This is a genomic window from Novosphingobium rhizovicinum (assembly GCF_040813635.1).
GTDB classification, from domain to species: Bacteria; Pseudomonadota; Alphaproteobacteria; order Sphingomonadales; family Sphingomonadaceae; genus Novosphingobium; species Novosphingobium rhizovicinum.
Genome location: NZ_JBFNXR010000021.1, coordinates 608,307 through 625,027, shown reverse-complemented (window position 1 = coordinate 625,027; position 16,721 = coordinate 608,307). Strand labels below are relative to the sequence as shown.

Genomic DNA, 16,721 nt, shown 5'->3' with positions numbered 1-16,721 from the left:
GAACTCTCCGCAATGTGCGCGAGCCGCTTGCTCATGTCCTCGGGCAAGAACAGCTGGTGACGGGTCTTGTAGGTTCGGGCCATGGCACCTGCTCGAAAAGTTAGGTGGTGACGAACCGGCCCAGGGGAAAACCGGTTCGCCACCGCGCGCCAGTATCCTGCCGCGTACCGATTTCGAGAATGGCCCAGATGGGGTCAGATGGGCTCGGTTCGATGCCGCTCGTGCGTGGGCGCCACTACATGCCGATGCTCGGGCCACGGCTGCGCCCCAGCGACCAACTGATCGAGCCACTCTCGCGCATCAGCCCCGAGACGCTTCGCCCGACGTACTTCTCGAGCTCAGGCCGCCAGGGCACCAGCGTGAAGTCGCGGCTCTTCTCGATCAGCGCGTACTTGCCCGAGGTGAGATCGAGGCTGCGCTTGAAGGTACCCTCGATTGGCTGGTTCGGCTTGGCCTCGACAAAGCGCAGGCCCAACTCGCCCGAGAGCTGGCCCGCAACCGCCCTCACCTCCCGTTCGCGGAGCACGCGGAGCAGATTGCGGCGGTAGACTACGTCTTCACCCTGCTGGCTGGCAAGACCCTGCTCTATCAGCCACTGCTGGCGCAGGCGCAGCACCTTGCGCACCTCGCCGCCATACCCGGTCGGCGCCAGCTCGCTCTTCGCGGGTGCGGTGAGCTCACGGTCGAGCCAGGTCTCGGCGTGAGCATGCACCAGCTTTTCGATTGGCATCGGCGAGAGCACCTGGATGCGGTAAGGCTCGGCACGCTGCTTGCCTTGCTCGTAGGTCAGCACCCTGTCGAGGTGATCGGGTGCAATGATCCAGGTGCCACTGGGCTGGCGCTCCGGCTTGCCGGTGGCGCGGCGAATGGCTTCGAGGCGCCGGACATGCGCTTCGGCGAAATCCTCCGTCGCGTTGCGATCGTGCTTCAGGTGAAAGTCGACATCGTACTTGCCGCCACTGGCGGCCGCGACCGCGACGATCGTGCGATCGACCGCGCGAACGTCCACCTGCTTGGGATCAAGCCGCACTGTGGCTCCAGTGGGGAGTGTCTGCTCGGTGGTGCCGATGTCGAGGTAGTGGCTGCGCCCATCTACGCCATCCACAACCAGGTAGCGCCGTTCGTGATCCTCGTCGGCAGCCCCGCGCCCCACGACCTTCCCGATGACAGGTCCGGACGGCAGCTCCGGGACGGGCGCGCGGATCTTGGCCGGCTCATGCACCACAAGGCGCTCGGAGGACGGTCCGACAGGCCGCTTCCCGCTTCTGACACGATCGAACAGATCTCCCACGAGGTCGAGCTTGACGCGCTGGTGCAATGTGCGAACGATGTCGCCGCGCCGGCCCATGTCGGACAGGGTCTGCTCGGTGGCACGATCGAGCGTCCACGACAGCGGTCCGCTCTTGGTTGCCAGTTCCATACGCTCAAGCACACGCGCGCGTCCCACGAGCAGCTGCTGGTACTCGGCGTCGCCAGCCATCGGCCCTTCGATGTGCGAGAGGTCGACGACGTTGTCCTTCGCTTGGCTGAGCAGATCGCGGTCGAGGCGGGTGAGCCGCTCGGCCTCGACTTCCCGTGACAGCTGCTGGCGTACCTCGATCTCGCTCTGCGGGCCCAACTCACGCGTCATGATCTCGCTGGCGCGGGCGCGGATGCCACGGGCGATGTAGTCGCCGGCGATGTTGAGCGTCTTGCCGTCCTCGGTCACCCCGCGCACCAGGACATGGGTATGTGGGTGCCCTGTGTCGAAGTGATCGACCGCCACCCAGTCGAGGTTGGTGGCAAGATCCTGTTCCATCCTCGCCATGAGGTCGCGCGTAAAGTTCTTGAGGTCACCAAACTCACGTCCGTCTTCGGGCGAGACGATGAAGCGAAACTGGTGGCGATCCTCGGCACCGCGCTCGGCAAAGGCCTTGGCATCCGCTTCGTCGGCAAAGGTCGAGTAGAAGCGCGTCGGCCCACCATCGCGGGTGACACCGTCGCGCTCCAGATAATTGACGTGCCGCGCGACCGCCGTCGCCTTGCCGGCAAGCTTGACCACGCGCGCCTTCACCGCGACCCGGCGCGGGCGCACCTTGAGGCCCGAGCCACGGTCGATCGTCCAGCCGCTCCCGCGCGGTAGGACAGCGGCGATCTTGGCTCCGCGCCCACGCGCGTTGAAGCGCCCCGAAGACGCCCCGTGCGTGCCCGCCAACTTCGGCCCGCCGCCTCGTGGATTGCCGCCGCGCCGGGCGACCTGCTCGAGCACGCGCCCGCGCATGTCGCGCGTGCTCGGTGCCCGCACGCTGTCGCGGCGCGAGCGGCCCACGCGAGGCTCGAAGCGGTCGTCGTCCTGTGGCATGATTGAGCATATGAGGACCGGGTCCGGCCCGGCTCAAGTGTCTCGCACACGAGCCCAGCTTCGCTGCGGCCTTTGCCCACCAGGGTGCCGGGATTGTCTCCCTGGTGCCGTCCTTGCGAGACAAACCGTCTCGCCCAAAAATGATGTGCAGACAGGCATTTGGCCCGGCAAACGCGACGAAGCGTGCCGGCCTTTATCTTGCCCTACCCGCCTTTTTCGGCACCCCTTCCCCAACTCCGCAGCTATCCGCACTTCTGGTCCATCGCTGGCACCGTCGTTGCGCATTCTCATAGTTCCTGTTTTGTTCTATGCCTGCGCGTGGATGTGAGTCGTGAAGGAGGACAGGACCATGGCAGTGCGGATCGAGCCGGGAGCAGACCAGAGGCTGCACCTGACGGGCGATATCGTAACCCTACTTGATGTGCCGGAGCGTGCGATCATCGACGGCTTTTCGCTCGCATTCTCCGACGGAACGCTGGTCCACGGGCACTATCCAGAGAGTGCAGCCACATGCCGCTTCACCCTTTCCACTGAGGGTGCCGCGCTGGTCCGGATCACCCGTGAAGGCATGCGGGACGTGCTGGAACTGGACTGGAATTTCGACTGGATCACGCTTGCGTGCGGCACCGAGACCGTGCAGCCACACGCCGCTGCAGACGATGACAACGTGCTGCAGCTGACGCTAGACATCGTGGTGGATGAGGCCGCTTGAGGAAGCGTCAGGCAGCCTTGGCGAGGGTCTCGATCCGGCTCTCGCAGGCCTGCCGGACCACCTCCTGCAGCACCGCGACCCGGCTGGCGATCCAGTCGAGCTGCTCGGCGGTGATGACGTAGGATCGCGAGTAGCGGGCCTTCACATAGGCGTCCCGCAGAAGCGCATAGCATCGCTTCTGGAAGCGGTTTTCGCGCGGCCAGACCGCCTTCAGGCGTGGTTCCAGCTCCTCGGCCATGTCGCGCAGCCGGTTGAGATTATGGGTCTTGGGGCTGTACAGCGTGCGGACCAGAAAGAGGCAGTGATAGAGCCTCTCTACTGCCTGATGCATCTCGAAAGCAGACTTGTTCAACCACCCTCGCTGTGCCGCATCCGTGGCGTGGATTAGGAACTGTTCTGCGCTTTCGAACCACTCTTCGAAGTACTCCTTCGTCTCCTGCAGCGCTTGCTCTGGCGAGAGCGGTTGCGGCTCTACGAAGGGGTGCCCAGCCTCCTCAAACAGCACAATGCCATCCTTGAGAATGTCCATGAAGAAGTAGCGCCCGAGCCGCAGCTTGTCGTTCACATCGTCGAGGCTGTGATAGATCAGGCTTACCGGCGTTCGCAGCTGCCTGGCGTCTGAGAGCTCCGCAAGCAGTCGTCCTTCGGTCTTCTCCCAGAACTCGGCGACGTCGGTGAGATCGTCGCTATTGACGACCACGAGCAAGTCGTAGTCGGAGAAGTAGCGGCCTACCGGGTCCTCGACCCAGTCGCCGCGCGCGTAGCTGCCGAACAGGATGATCTTGAGCAGCCCGGCCTCGCGCAAGTGCGGCTGCGTGCGCCGCGCGGTGGCAAAAGCGAAGCCCTCGCGGACGACCTCGACCACATGCGCGAGCTCGGCGCGCTTGCCCTGCGGCAGATGATCGAGGCTGGTCTTCATGGTGTCAGAATCGCCCTTCGCACGCCTGCTGCCAAGCGCAAAGTGACACGGCCGATCCCGCAAGGGATCGGCCGTGCCGTGATCACCATCCTTTGCGCTTTTGGCGCCGCACCGAGCGACCGATCATCTGCAATGCGAGCACTAATTCCCGGCTCGCCGCATCCTCGGAAATACCAAGGTGGGCGGCGATCGCCTGTGGCCGTAGCCCCCCGAAGCGAGCGAGGCGAAACACCTCGTGCTGGCGGTCGGGCAGCGAGGCTAAGGCACGCGCCAGCCGTCGCAGATCGGGATCGGCAATGTCGGGTGAGGCGTTCTTGAGGAACAGCTCGCGCAGATGCTGGTGAAAAAAGGCGAGGTGCCGGATCATGCTGCGCCCTCCCTGTGCCCGAGAAGGTAGTCGGCCGCCTTGCTGGCAGCGCTGGCTGCACGAAAGATCGCCTTCTCGTCGGCCCGCAGGACCTCGAGCCAGGCACCAATGTAGTCGGCATGGCGTACGGTCGGCTGGATGCCGAGAGACGCGCAAGTAAAGGCACTCGCCATCTCGGCCACCAGCTCTTCGCGGGCGTAGGCAGCGGACCGGAAAGCGCCCGTCTGGTCGCGATTGAGACGGCTGGCGTGACCGGTCCAATGCCCCAGTTCATGCAACGCACTGCGGTACCAGTCGATGCCGGCATGAAAGGCAATCTGGTGTGGCACCGCCACGAAGTCCTGCCCGGGAGCGTAGTAGGCTTCGCCGCCTCCGACCCGCAAGTCGGCACCAGAATTGCGGATGACGGCATCAGCTTGTTCGACTGCCAGCACCGGATCAATCGGTGCCGGTGCGCAGGTCAGATCTTCGGGCAAGCCCTCGCACTGGTCGACGTTGAAGACGGTGAAGCGCTTCAGGAACGCAACCGTGCGCGCCTCGCGATCCTCGTCCCCCGCCCTCTCGGCCTCGGCGCGCGGCGTGAAGCGATCAGCATAGCAGATAACGGTTCCATGCTCACCGCGGCGCACGTGACCGCCCGCCTTCTCCGCCTGCTTGTAGGTCAGCCAGCGCTGCGAACCGTATCCTTGTGCCACACCGGCGGCCCACAGGATCAGCACGTTGATGCCGGAGTAGTTACGCTCGGACCCAGCATTGTGCGGCATCGTGCACGGGCACTTCGACGCATCCCACGGCTGCACCCAAGGCAAGCGGCCTTGCTCCAGCTCGGCAATGATCCTGGCAGTGACCTCACCATAGAGGCTGCCACGTTCGGTCTTGGCCATGCTCCTTCACTCCTTCCTTCAACCGCCATTGACCGGCGCCAGGGTGGCGGGGGGCGGCAGGAGCGGACCGACAGCCCCGCCGGTTGAAGGCGGGGCGCACCCGAAGGGCAGAAACGGAGTGGAGGACCCGGAGCGCAGCGGACGGGTTGCGGCTTGCCGAGGCGGGGCTACAGGGCAGCGACGCCCCCCGCCACCTTGGAGCCAAAGGCTCAGCGCCGCCCGAGCTTCACGCGGGCGTCCACCGAAGGGACGCGCCTGCGTCCCGCCACCGGGCCGCTCAAGGCGGCACGGAACCGCGCCAGCGATCGTGACGGCTTTGCCGACGAGACGCCGCAAGGCGGCTCGGCCGGAGCGTCAGCGTAGGTAGAGCGCGGTCAGGCCGTCAGGCCTGAGACGCCCCTGCCCTCCCGCTCCTGGATTAGACCGAGGCCTGATGACCGATCATAGGACGGGCGTTGCAACGGTTCGAGGTCCCCTGCTGGATCCAGCGTGCGGCCTTGACTGGCCGATTGCTTCGAACCACTGCATAGCTGAGGGTCAGCTCCCAGGTGTCTGTATGATGAAGTCCGGATCACTTTCCCAGTATTTCGTCGGAGTCGGCGTAAAGAGCGTTACCGGCACCGAAGTGGATCCGAAGGTCTCTCGTGGACACGAGTTTCAGGGCGTCGACAGCTTTCGCGCATTTCTCGGGATCCCGACGGACAAAATTCGCGTGCCCGTCAAGTTTGTCTGGCTGTCGGATGACGAGCCGCCGCTTGTACTCTCCCGTTCCGCCACCTGGTACGACAGCCGGCGCGGCAAGGGACATCGGGGCCCGGAGTACCGCCTCTACTATCCGGCGGATGCGGAGGAGGTCGTCTACCGTGCAAAGCAGGGCGACACCCTGTTCCTGTGCATGGGAAAGGAAGATTCGCTGCTCGCGTTGCTCTGCGCCAGCGGCAGCTCGATCGAGCAGCAGCTTCTCTGGCTGTTCGGTCTCGATCTGCGCGGCAAGGATCTTGTCCAGCGAGATCTGCGCGAGGTAGAGGGGCGGGCCGTGGACATGGCCGCCCGGTATGTGCTCGAGCTTGCAGATGTCGAAGTCATCACCAGCGCAGATGAATGGCTTGATCGGCTGCTCGAGGCGTTCCCGTCGGGCCTCCCGCCTACACGGAAGTTCTCCGCTTTCGCGCGAAACCTTGCTGGCGAGATTGATCCCACAACCGACCCTGATCAGGCGCTGCTCACCTGGATGGATGTCGAGGAGCGGCTGTTCATGACCTACGAGCGCCACATCGTAGGCGAACGTCTTCGGAAAGGCTTTGTGGTCGATGATGTTGCGGACGTGGACGGATTTGTGCGTTACTCACTTGAAGTACAGAACCGGCGCAAGTCGCGCGCGGGCTACGCTTTGGGTCACCATGTGGAAGCGCTGCTCGAAGCGCACGGGATCCCGCACAAGCGCGAGGCGACCACGGAGAAGCGCAACGGCCCCGATTTCCTTTTCCCGGGTGAGAACCGCTATCATGATGCGAACTGGCCGGCTGACCGGCTGCTGATGCTGGGCGTGAAGACCAGCTGCAAAGATCGCTGGCGGCAGGTACTGGCGGAAGCAGATCGCATCGAGCGAAAGCACCTGCTGACGCTCGAACCTGGCATATCACAGACCCAGACCAAGGAGATGCGCAAGGAGAGGCTGCAACTCGTTCTGCCGCGCCCGCTCCACAGTTCCTACCGAACCGCGCAGCAGCCCGAGCTGACCGAAATTGCCGAATTTCTGGAGCTCGCGAGATCAGTCGCGGACCGCGAGGCCGGGGGCGACACGCTACTCTGAGCACCCGTCTGCGGCGCCCCCGCTTTCGGCCGGCACGCGCCGGTCCGGGCCGATACTGCAGAAGGGATCGTCGCCTCGCAGGAAAGCGTCGCAGCAAGCCAGAACATCCTCGAGCGGCCTGCGCTCCCGCCCCTTGAGTGTGCATTCCCAAACCTCGAGGATGCGCCAGCCTTCAGCGCGCAGCTGTTCGCGCACCCGGGCATCGCGCCGGATGTTCGCGCCGATCTTCTCGCGCCAGAAAACCTCGCGCGTCTTTGGCCATTTGAACAGGTGGCAGTCATGGCCGTGCCAGAAGCAGCCGTTCGCGAAAATCAGCGCCCGTCGGGCGGAGAATACCAGATCGGGCTTTCCCGCGAGATGGCGTGCATGCAGCCGGTACCGCCACCCCATAGCAAAGATGCCCTTCCGCAACAGCATCTCGGGACGAGTGTCCCTGCCCCGGATGCCGGACATCATCCGGCTTCGGACTTCCGGTGCGACGACGTCAGGCAACCTTGCGCTGCCGCACCGGATCGCTCTCGAGCTCGAGTGCCTTGCGGAGCCACGGCTCCATATAACGTGCGATCGCCTCCACCTTGGGAACGGCAACGGCATTGCCGAACTGGCGATAGGCCTGTGTGTCGGACACAGGGATGAACCATTCTCGCGCGCTGTGCTCGAAGCCCATGAGCCGCGCGCACTCGGTCGGGGTGAGCCGCCGCGGCCGGGTATCCTTCTGCTCGATCAGGATCTCGGAGCCGTCCTTGTGATAGCGTGCCGACAGCGTCCGGGTAACGTCGTCAGGACCGAACATGCTGTAACCAAAGCCGTTGCCCTTACCCTCGTGCTTGAGACGATAGTCCTGCAGATACTGCCAGAGCCGGGGCGTAAGCGTATACTTGGAATCGATCTCGTTATGTGACTGAAGGATAGCGCCGAGCTTGGGCCATTCGCTCTCGGGCGGCAGCATGCGATCAAAATCATCAAAGCTGAAGCCTACGTCGTCGCGGAAGCCCACGATGAAGATGCGCTCCCGCTTCTGCGGAACCCAAGGCGCCGAGCTGATAACCTTGAAGTCGATCGTGTAGCCGAGATCCTTCTCGAGCGTCCGCCGTATAACCGCGAACGTTCGTCCGCCGTCGTGCCGCTGGAGGTGTTTGACATTTTCGAGCAAGAAGGCGGCAGGACGATGATAACTCAGGATGCGCTCGATCTCGAAGAACAGGTTACCCTGCTTCTCGTCCTCGAAGCCGTGCTTGCGGCCCAGGGAATTCTTCTTTGACACGCCGGCCAGCGAGAAAGGCTGGCACGGAAAACCGGCGAGTAGCACATCAAATTCAGGAATGAGCGAGGGCTTTGCGCCGTATGGCCGGATATCGCCGGCCATGACGTGGTCGTCACCATCCGGGAAGTTGCGCCGGTAGGTCTCCTGAGACCACTTGTCCCACTCGCTGGTGAAAACGCACTTCCCGCCGAGCGCCTCGAACCCCAGCCGCAGGCCGCCAATTCCGGCGAACAGATCGATGAACCGGAATGCCGGTGCAGCGAGGCGTTGCGCCATTCTTGCGGATGCCATCTGCCGCACCCGATCCTCCACCAGTTTGGGCACTTTGCACTCGCCGGAAAGATACCGCCGGATCTGGCGCTCCGTCAGCCCGAGCTCTGCCTTGGCCTCGGACATGGACAGTCCCGAGCGGCTGAAATCTCCTGCAAAGCCGCAGGCTGGATTGCTCATACAATACTCCTTGAGCATCAAACCCACCTCTGGGTCGATTTCGGACAGGATGGCATCTGACCTCCCGAAGGGCAAGTATGTTCTATAGATGTTCACAGTTTGCATCGTCATGATCGGACTGGACCGGCCGACCCGCCCCCCTGAACATCTGTCACCGGCATTGCCGCAGGGACAGCAGACGGTCCCGCAAGAAGAACATTGTGATGGCGAAGCCAAGCAGGCCCCTCTGGCGGTCGTCCTGCGCACGCGATTGGCGTCGAAATCAAGAAAGTGCCTCAATCCTGGTCTTCTTTACCGACTTGAAATTCTTTCCTGTTGTTTTCCGACCCCTGCAGCGACAGTTTCGCTCGCATGGGGGCAACATGTCGGGGCAAGTAGTCAGGGCCGGTATGGGCAAGCTTCGACGCGCCCTGAGGCTGGTGCATCTTCTTGAGGAATCTGGTGACCGGCTGACGCTGGACAAGATCGCAGCTGAGTTCGGTGTGAGCCGGCGGACTGCAAAGCGCCTGCGCGACGCACTTCGTGGCGCCGGGGTCCGTCTGATGCGGACCACGGGACCTGTCGCATCGTCGTATGGAAACGCGGGTTGCCCGGGTGAAGCGGGTGGGTGCCCCGCCGTCGGAAACCGGCGGTTAAGAGTGCGAGGGACGAAGTGGAGCCGGAGGACAGAATTACCCCGATGAAAATTGCCGACGCGACGCCACATGCCGCATCCCTGATCCAGAGCCTGCGTGATATCGGATACTCCTGCGAGACGGCGCTTGCCGACATCCTCGACAATTCGATCACTGCCGGCGCGAAGCGGATCGAGATCCTCACGGATCTGTCTGGTGCGGATCAGGCGATTGGTATCCTTGACAACGGCAGCGGCATGACGCTCGAACAGCTCATAGAGGCCATGCGTCCGGGATCCCGCAACCCGCTGGAAGAGCGCGGGGTGGACGACCTCGGCCGTTTCGGGCTCGGTCTCAAGAGTGCCAGCTTCTCACAGTGTAAGCGGCTGACGGTGCTGACCCGCAAGAACGGCGTGAGCGCAGGCGCTACCTGGGACCTCGATCTCGTTGCCCGCACCAATCGCTGGGAGATCGAGCTCCACGAGAGTCTGGACGGACAGCCATGGGCTGACCGCCTCGAGGGAAATGGCACGCTCGTGATCTGGCGTGATCTGGACCGTCTCGCCGGTGGGATAGAAGGCAATGACGCCGGTCGCGCTACCCACATCAATCGGGCGATCGCACAGGCCGAGCGTCACCTGCGGCTCGTCTTCCACCGGTTCATGTCCGACGACCGCCCCCCTCTCGAGCTCTGGCTCAATGGTCGCCGCCTCGAGCCGGTCGATCCGTTCGGGAGGAGCTTCGCCGGCCATCAGGCAGACCGCGTCGATTGCCTCGACATGGCCTGCGGCTCGGTGGAGTTTCAGTGCTTCACCCTGCCCCACCACAAGTCTGTATCGAGGGGGGAGTGGGAGGACCTCGGCGGCCCGGAGGGGCATCTCCGCTCGCAGGGCTTCTACGTGTATCGCGGCCGCCGGCTGATTATCACCGGCAGCTGGCTTGGGCTTGCCCGTCAGACTGAACTCACCAAGCTCTGCCGTATTCGCGTCGACATCCCGAACACGATGGATTCGGAGTGGAAGATCGACGTCAAGAAGGCCTCCGCGCAGCTTCCTCCCGCGGTCAGGGAGCGGATGCGCAATCTCGTCGAACGGCTATCGATGACCTCGAAGCGAACCTACCAGCGCCGCGGTCAGAAACTCGTCGATCACGATTACCTGCCCCTTTGGCACCGCATCCAGCGCGACGGCGCGATTATCTACCGTCCGGATGCAAGCCACCCCGTTCTGGCAGATTTCTCCGCCCGGCTGCCGGCCGGCCTGCAGGATGAGTTCGCCAACATCATCGGGCTACTCGGCTCGACAGTGCCGATCGCGTCGCTCCACGCAGATTTCGCAGGCTCCGCAGAGGAGGTGCAGGCTGATGATGCCGATGATGGCGTCCTAAGCCAGCTCGCAGGAGCGATGGTGCGGATGCTGAAGGACCAGGGGCATACGACTGACGAAATCCTCGACCGGCTTCATCCGATCGAGCTGTTCCGGACCAACTGGGGCGCGGCAAGCGCCATTATCCGCCAGATTGCAGACCAGGGAGAAGGTGAATGAGTGAGGCCCTCGAGCTCCTTGAGGAGACGGTGTCGCCGATGGTGCTTCGCGAAAAGGATCGTACGGCCGCAAGCATTCGCGCGATGATTGATCAGATGCGTGCCCTGCCGATGTTCGGCGAGGTGTCGGACGAGCAGGCTGAACGTCTCGCTCGCTTGCTCGAGGAGCGTAACGGGATCTACATGGGTGTCGGAGCAATCGTCGACACGCCCGAGTTCAGGCCCTGGCTCCACGAGGCGCGCGCGCACATCGATCCGCACTACTGGAGCCGCTACAAGAAGCTGCTCCAGTCGAAGCGGCTCCCGGCCGACGTAATCACGTCCACTGACACGATCACGGACAGCATCCTCGACCGGATGGGCAATCCGGAAGAGCCAGGCCCCTGGGATCGCAAGGGCATGGTGGTCGGCCACGTCCAGAGCGGCAAGACACAGAACTACACCGGTCTGATCTGCAAGGCTGCCGATGCGGGCTACCGCCTGATCGTGGTTATTGCGGGCATCCACAACAACCTGCGCAACCAGACCCAGATGCGCATCGATGAGGGGTTTGTCGGCCGGGACACCGGCCGCCTTGAGAAGAAGGAAACCAAGGACAGGCCGCGCGCCATCGGGGTCGGGAAGTTTGACGACCGAAAGGCACCGGTAAGCCTCACGACGACGCTCAAGGATTTTAACCGGGCGACCGCAACGACCAACACGAGTCAGATCGCCTCGTACGCGGTGCCGGTCGTGCTCGTGATTAAGAAGAATTCCGCGACGCTTGCCAATCTGGTTGATTGGCTCAAGGAGCATAGCACGGCTCATGGCAGCGACATGGTTGACCAGCCGATGCTGCTGATCGACGACGAGGCGGACAATGCCTCGATCGACATCAAGTACGGCAAGGGCGAGACCTCCCGCATCAACGGACAGATTCGCGAGCTGCTCGCGCTGTTCCGGCGCAGCTGCTATGTGGGGTACACAGCGACCCCCTTCGCGAACATCTTCATTGATCCCGACACCGATGACGAGGTGAAGGGGCAGGATCTGTTCCCGCGCCACTTCATCTTCGGCCTCGACGCGCCGACCAACTACTTTGGCGCACGCAAGGTGTTCATCGACGGCATCCCTGATGAGGAGGAAGTGCGTCCCGACCATATCCGCTACATCGGTGACAACGGCGACGTGCTTCCCGTGAAGCACAAGATCGATCATGTGCTGACCGCGCTTCCCGACAGCATGCTCGACGCGCTGCGTTCGTTCCTCATTGCGCGAGTCATCCGCAATGTGCGCGGGCAAGCAGGCCAGCACGCCTCGATGCTCGTCAACGCCTCACGCTTCACCGGCGTCCAGGGCCTGATCCGCAACCGGCTGCACGAGAAGCTCAAGGAGATCGAGGACGCTGTCCGTGTGGATGGCGGCAGGGCGGATGCAGCGGAGTACAATGCAGAGATCGGCGAAATTCGCCGGTGCTGGGAAGAGGAATATGCCGGTGCCGGCGCGACCTGGGAGCAGGTTTGTGAAGGCCTGCTACCGGTCATCGCTTCGGCGCAGGTGGTCGCCGTCAACGCGGCCTCTTCTGCCGGGCTTGATTACGAGGGTGGCGGCGCAGGACAAACAGTAATCGCCGTCGGGGGATTCTCCCTGTCGCGCGGGCTCACGCTTGAAGGGCTGACCGTGTCCTACTTCCTGCGCAGTTCGGTCATGTACGACACGCTGATGCAGATGGGCCGCTGGTTCGGCTATCGCCCCGACTATGAAGACCTGTGCCGCATCTGGATGCCGCAGGAAGCCGCCTCCTGGTACGCCCATATCGGAGAGGCGACCGAGGAGCTCCAGCTTGAGCTGAAGCGCATGCAGCAGTCGAACGCGACGCCTGAGCAGTTCGGTCTCGCGGTGCGAAGCCACCCCAGCGCCCTCATGGTCACCGCGCGCAACAAGATGGGTGCGGGTCAGAAGCAGGTGATGGTGGGCCTCTCGAACAGCTTCATCGAAACCGTGAAGCTGTCAGCGGCACCGCGAACGCTGCAACTCAACCGTGGGGCGCGCGACCAGCTTCTGAAGGATCTCGCCTCCGACGGGCACACGCCGGACAGTGCCGAGAAGGTGGCCGGTGGGCACCTGCTACGGGACGTGTCATGGCAGCATGTTGACGCGTTCCTGCGCTCGTTCGAAAATGAACGGGAATCGGTGTTGACCGACACCCGCCCCGTTCGAAAGTACATCTCTGAACGCGCTCAGGACGAGCTCGGCGCATGGGATATCCTCATCGCCAGCCTGCAGCCGGGCGCGGACAGGACTGCAAATGATATTGAAGGATGGTCAATCATCCCGCCGCAGCGCAGCCTGGGTGAGCAGGAACTGAAACGCGGCGTTCTCGCCATCAGCGGCAAAAAGGCCCGGCTCTCTTCCCGCGGCGTCGAAAAGGTCGGCCTCGCGCCGGAGGTCGCAGAGCTGGTCGAGACGGCGTATGAGCGCGAGGAGCTGGCAAAGAAGGAGGGCGCCGCGGATCGCGGACGGCTGAACTATCCTGACCGCATCTATCGTGCGAAGCGCAGTCGCCCGCTGCTCGTGCTCTACAATATCAGTCTCAAGAGCGGAGATCTGCCCGGTGAGCTTGCCGCCTCGGTTCCGACAGAGCCGGTGGTGGCCTGGGCACTGAGCTTCCCGATCTCGGCGCGGCCCGACCGGAAGGTCGAGTACATTCTTAATCCAGTCGCACTTCGCGAGCTCTTCGGGGACGATGACGCCGATGAGGACAGCCTCGATGACTGAAGGAAATGATCCTTGGGCCGCACTGTCTCCCGGCTCGGTAGATGCGCGGCGCGTCGACCCGGATGGGAAGCACGATTTCTTCTGGATTATCTCCGGCAAGGCTGAACCCGGGCTGTTGCTGCGGATCGCACCCGGCGTGGTCGAGCCCAAACCCTTGCCGAAACTTCGCAATCTCGAGCTGAAGTTTCAGGACGTAGCCGGTGGCCGTGCCCTCGTCGTCTTTCTGAAAGATGCGGACCAGCGGGAGCTGTTTCACAACCTGTGCCTCGACATCGTCCGTGCCGGTGAGCCAGCGAATGACAATGCGGATGCTCTGAACCGGGCGGTGCGGCGCGCAATGCGCTGGCACCACCTTCTTCGGGGAGGCCGGAACAACCTGCTGAGCATCGAGGAGCAGCGTGGACTGCTCGGTGAACTGCAGTTCCTGCGGCGACTGGTTGATCTGGTGGGAGCGTTTCCTGCGATCGAAGCCTGGAAAGGACCATCCGGCAGCTCCAAGGACTTCGAGCTCGATCGCTGCCTCGTGGAGGTAAAGGCACGCCGTGGCGCGGCGAAGCCGTTTGTTCAGATTTCCTCCGAGGACCAGCTGTCCGACATCGACGGCTGCAGCCTGCATCTGGTCGTCTCCGCAGTCGACGCGGCGGTAAAGCCGGATGGCAGGACGCTGACCGATCACGTCCTGGAGCTGGAGAAGCGTTATGAAGCGGCGGAACCTGAAGCCTACCGGCTGTGGGAGCAGGCGCTGATTGACTCGGGCTTCGACTTCGATGACGACTACACTGACCGCCGATGGACAATCGGCAAGACGACCGAATTCCAGGTCATCGGCGATTTTCCACGTGTCACAACCCCGCTGAAGCCGGGCGTGTCAGGTGTCCGGTACAGCATCGCGCTGGACGCATGCGCACCTTTTCAGATCGAGCCGGGAGCGCTCGACATGCAGATTACACAGGGGATGGGGAATGGACGAGCTGAATGACTTTCATCGCGAGTTCCTCGCTGAGGTTCAGGGGGAGGCTGATGCACAGGGGCTGATTACGACCGAAGCCTTTCTCGAGAAGATGGGAGAAATCCTCGACGAGTCCGGCGAGCTTTCCTCCTTTGCGCAGTGTTATCATGAGGGCGTTTTCAAGCGGAAGCCTCTCCAGGTCGATGGCTATGGCTGGGATGTCGACGATGAGGAAGGCGTGCTCAGTCTCGTCATCTCGGACTTCCACCGCGATGCCGAAGCCGGTTTCATCGGCAAGACAGATGCAAGCCGCCTCCTGTCGCGACTGGTGCAGTTCGTCATGGCTTCGATCGACCGCGAATATCGCGATGGTCTCGAGGAAAGCAGCCAGGCTTACGTGCTTGCCGACCTGATCCGGCGCAGCTGGAAGAAGATCAGCAAGATCAAGCTGATCCTGGTCACCAACCGGATCAACAAGTCAAAGACCGACGCGCAGCCCGTCGGCAAGATCGGCGAAATTCCCGTCACTTCCAATGTTTGGGACCTTGGACGAATCCAGCGATTCATTGAGTCAGGCCAGACGCGCGAGGATCTCGTTATCGACTTCGCCGAAGACTTCGGCGAGGCGATACCCGTGCTGCGCGCATCAATCGATGGCGCTCCACTCGAAAGCTACATCGCAGTGATCCCCGGCTCGCAGCTGGCCGAGATCTACGATCGTTGGGGCGCGCGCCTGCTCGAGGCTAACGTTCGGAGCTTCCTCCAGGCCCGGGGCAAGGTGAACGGAGGCATCCGGGATACCATACGCAAAGACCCTGCGATGTTCTTCTCGTATAACAACGGCCTGACCACGACCGCCGAAAGCGTGGAGGTCGCTACCATCGGGGAAGGCCTTTTCCTGATGTCTGCATCCAACTTCCAGATCGTTAATGGCGGTCAGACGACCGCATCGATTCACGCCGCGCGCAAGGTCGCCGCGGAGCAGCTCAGGGACGTCTATGTCCAGATGAAACTGACTGTAGTTCCACCTGCGCATTCCGAAACCGTCGTTCCGAATATCTCGCAGTTTGCCAACAGCCAGAACAAGGTCAACGCAGCGGACTTTTTTGCGAACCACCCATTCCATATCCGCATGGAGGAATACTCGCGCCGCATTCTCGCGCCGATCGGCGACACAGGATACCGCGAGCACAAGTGGTTCTACGAGCGCGCACGCGGCCAGTTTGCCGATGAGCGGGGCCGTCGCACTCCGGCCGAGCGCAAGAGCTTCGATGCGATGTTTCCGAAGACACAGTTCTTCACCAAGACGGATCTGGCGAAGTTTGAGAACTCGTACCGCTGCAAACCGCATATTGTCAGCTTCGGCGCCCAGAAGAACTTCGCCGAACTGGCCAAGGCAATAGGCGACGAGTGGGGCAAGAACGACGGCTCCCCCTTTGACGAAGTCTGGTTCCAGCGGCTGATCGCCAAGGCGATCATCTTTCGACACCTCGAACGCATTGTTCCCGCCCAGTCCTGGTACACCGGCGGCTATCGCGCCAACATCGTAACCTATGCAATCGCCAAGGTCGTACATGATGCCGCCAGCCGCGAACGGGTGATCGATCTCGATGGGGTATGGCGCTTGCAGCGGGTTCAGTCCGACCTGGAGCGCGCCCTCCTCGCTGCGGCAGAGACGGCCAACCAAGTGATTACCAACCCTCCGACGGGTGTCCGGAACATGAGTGAGTGGGCGAAGAAGCAGGCGTGCTGGGCCGAGCTCGCAAAGCGCAACGTCGCCTACGATGCAGGCTTCGACACGGTCGTGATCGAGCGCGATGCCCTGCGCGCCGTGGATCGGGATACGCGCGTCGCAAAGCGGGAGATTAACGGCATCGAGGCGCAGCGCGAGGTCGTAAACCAGGGCGGCGGGTACTGGTCCCAGCTTCTCGCTTTCGGCAAGTCGATCGGGAAGCTTGCACCTAAAGAAGCAGGCATCCTCCAGGCATGCACGTCGCTTCCTGACCGCATCCCCACCGAAAGGCAGTGCGTAGCTGCCGTCGCAATCGCAGACAGGCTGGAGCAGTACTATCCGACTTAGGCTAGAATCGGGCTTGCCGCAGGCCGAA

13 protein-coding genes are annotated in these 16,721 nt (G+C 62.9%); 7 read left to right on the top strand and 6 right to left on the bottom strand.

Going from position 1 to position 16,721, the window contains the following annotated elements; all coding sequences use genetic code 11:
* Positions 1 to 235: 235 nt before the first annotated feature.
* The gene (locus tag ABUH87_RS07800) at positions 236 to 2,341 is read right to left on the bottom strand and encodes a DUF3363 domain-containing protein (RefSeq protein ID WP_367772102.1); all 2,106 of its coding nucleotides are present in this window, start codon (positions 2,339 to 2,341) and stop codon (positions 236 to 238) included.
* Between the two features lie 349 nt (positions 2,342 to 2,690).
* Between ABUH87_RS07800 and ABUH87_RS07795 the strand changes: the two genes are divergently transcribed.
* Complete coding sequence (locus ABUH87_RS07795; RefSeq protein WP_367772100.1) at positions 2,691 to 3,053, top strand: hypothetical protein; 363 nt, start codon at positions 2,691 to 2,693, stop codon at positions 3,051 to 3,053.
* A 7-nt stretch (positions 3,054 to 3,060) separates the two neighbouring features.
* Here ABUH87_RS07795 and ABUH87_RS07790 read toward each other — a convergent pair whose 3' ends face one another.
* From ABUH87_RS07790 to ABUH87_RS07780, 3 genes are all read right to left on the bottom strand, one after another.
* A complete protein-coding gene (locus ABUH87_RS07790) occupies positions 3,061 to 3,972 on the bottom strand; it encodes a HEPN domain-containing protein (protein ID WP_367772098.1) in 912 nt (303 codons plus the stop codon).
* Positions 3,973 to 4,054: 82 nt separating this feature from the next.
* The gene (locus ABUH87_RS07785) at positions 4,055 to 4,339 is read right to left on the bottom strand and encodes an RNA polymerase sigma factor (protein ID WP_367772096.1); all 285 of its coding nucleotides are present in this window, start codon (positions 4,337 to 4,339) and stop codon (positions 4,055 to 4,057) included.
* Positions 4,336 to 5,223, bottom strand: coding sequence for an ArdC family protein (locus tag ABUH87_RS07780; RefSeq protein ID WP_367772094.1), 888 nt, complete (start codon positions 5,221 to 5,223; stop codon positions 4,336 to 4,338). The genes ABUH87_RS07785 and ABUH87_RS07780 overlap by 4 nt, the downstream gene beginning before the upstream one ends.
* Before the next feature lie 556 nt (positions 5,224 to 5,779).
* Between ABUH87_RS07780 and ABUH87_RS07775 the strand changes: the two genes are divergently transcribed.
* Positions 5,780 to 7,036, top strand: coding sequence for a type II restriction endonuclease (locus tag ABUH87_RS07775; protein WP_367772092.1), 1,257 nt, complete (start codon positions 5,780 to 5,782; stop codon positions 7,034 to 7,036).
* Here ABUH87_RS07775 and ABUH87_RS07770 read toward each other — a convergent pair.
* Entirely contained in the window at positions 7,028 to 7,528 is a 501-nt protein-coding gene (locus ABUH87_RS07770; RefSeq protein ID WP_367772090.1) for a very short patch repair endonuclease, read from the bottom strand. The genes ABUH87_RS07775 and ABUH87_RS07770 overlap by 9 nt on opposite strands.
* Positions 7,521 to 8,750 (bottom strand): DNA (cytosine-5-)-methyltransferase, encoded by a 1,230-nt coding sequence (gene dcm / locus ABUH87_RS07765; protein WP_367772088.1) that lies wholly within the window; start codon positions 8,748 to 8,750, stop codon positions 7,521 to 7,523. Before dcm ends, ABUH87_RS07770 begins: the two co-directional genes overlap by 8 nt.
* 203 nt (positions 8,751 to 8,953) lie before the next feature.
* Here dcm and ABUH87_RS07760 point away from each other — a divergent pair, with 203 nt between their 5' ends.
* Genes ABUH87_RS07760 through ABUH87_RS07740 form a run of 5 tightly spaced genes read left to right on the top strand, consistent with a single transcriptional unit; the run spans position 8,954 to position 16,693 of the window.
* Entirely contained in the window at positions 8,954 to 9,433 is a 480-nt protein-coding gene (locus ABUH87_RS07760) for an HTH domain-containing protein (protein ID WP_367772086.1), read from the top strand.
* Positions 9,430 to 10,908, top strand: a complete 1,479-nt coding sequence (locus tag ABUH87_RS07755) for an ATP-binding protein (protein ID WP_367772084.1) — start codon at positions 9,430 to 9,432, stop codon at positions 10,906 to 10,908. The genes ABUH87_RS07760 and ABUH87_RS07755 overlap by 4 nt, the downstream gene beginning before the upstream one ends.
* A complete protein-coding gene (locus tag ABUH87_RS07750; RefSeq protein WP_367772079.1) occupies positions 10,905 to 13,664 on the top strand; it encodes a Z1 domain-containing protein in 2,760 nt (919 codons plus the stop codon). Before ABUH87_RS07755 ends, ABUH87_RS07750 begins: the two co-directional genes overlap by 4 nt.
* Positions 13,657 to 14,643, top strand: a complete 987-nt coding sequence (locus ABUH87_RS07745; protein WP_367772077.1) for a PD-(D/E)XK motif protein — start codon at positions 13,657 to 13,659, stop codon at positions 14,641 to 14,643. The genes ABUH87_RS07750 and ABUH87_RS07745 overlap by 8 nt, the downstream gene beginning before the upstream one ends.
* A complete protein-coding gene (locus ABUH87_RS07740; protein ID WP_367772075.1) occupies positions 14,627 to 16,693 on the top strand; it encodes an AIPR family protein in 2,067 nt (688 codons plus the stop codon). The genes ABUH87_RS07745 and ABUH87_RS07740 overlap by 17 nt, the downstream gene beginning before the upstream one ends.
* The last annotated feature ends 28 nt before the right edge of the window (positions 16,694 to 16,721 follow it).

What these genes read in the sequence shown, in the direction of transcription:
- ABUH87_RS07750 (WP_367772079.1), top strand. Translation starts at nt 10,905, where the DNA reads ATGAGTGAGGCCCTCGAGCTCCTTGAGGAGACGGTGTCGCCGATGGTG.
- ABUH87_RS07775 (WP_367772092.1), top strand. Translation starts at nt 5,780, where the DNA reads ATGATGAAGTCCGGATCACTTTCCCAGTATTTCGTCGGAGTCGGCGTA.
- ABUH87_RS07745 (WP_367772077.1), top strand. Translation starts at nt 13,657, where the DNA reads ATGACTGAAGGAAATGATCCTTGGGCCGCACTGTCTCCCGGCTCGGTA.
- ABUH87_RS07755 (WP_367772084.1), top strand. Translation starts at nt 9,430, where the DNA reads ATGAAAATTGCCGACGCGACGCCACATGCCGCATCCCTGATCCAGAGC.
- ABUH87_RS07800 (WP_367772102.1), bottom strand. Translation starts at nt 2,341, where the DNA reads ATGCCACAGGACGACGACCGCTTCGAGCCTCGCGTGGGCCGCTCGCGC.
- ABUH87_RS07785 (WP_367772096.1), bottom strand. Translation starts at nt 4,339, where the DNA reads ATGATCCGGCACCTCGCCTTTTTTCACCAGCATCTGCGCGAGCTGTTC.
- dcm (WP_367772088.1), bottom strand. Translation starts at nt 8,750, where the DNA reads ATGAGCAATCCAGCCTGCGGCTTTGCAGGAGATTTCAGCCGCTCGGGA.
- ABUH87_RS07740 (WP_367772075.1), top strand. Translation starts at nt 14,627, where the DNA reads ATGGACGAGCTGAATGACTTTCATCGCGAGTTCCTCGCTGAGGTTCAG.
- ABUH87_RS07780 (WP_367772094.1), bottom strand. Translation starts at nt 5,223, where the DNA reads ATGGCCAAGACCGAACGTGGCAGCCTCTATGGTGAGGTCACTGCCAGG.
- ABUH87_RS07790 (WP_367772098.1), bottom strand. Translation starts at nt 3,972, where the DNA reads ATGAAGACCAGCCTCGATCATCTGCCGCAGGGCAAGCGCGCCGAGCTC.
- ABUH87_RS07760 (WP_367772086.1), top strand. Translation starts at nt 8,954, where the DNA reads ATGGCGAAGCCAAGCAGGCCCCTCTGGCGGTCGTCCTGCGCACGCGAT.
- ABUH87_RS07795 (WP_367772100.1), top strand. Translation starts at nt 2,691, where the DNA reads ATGGCAGTGCGGATCGAGCCGGGAGCAGACCAGAGGCTGCACCTGACG.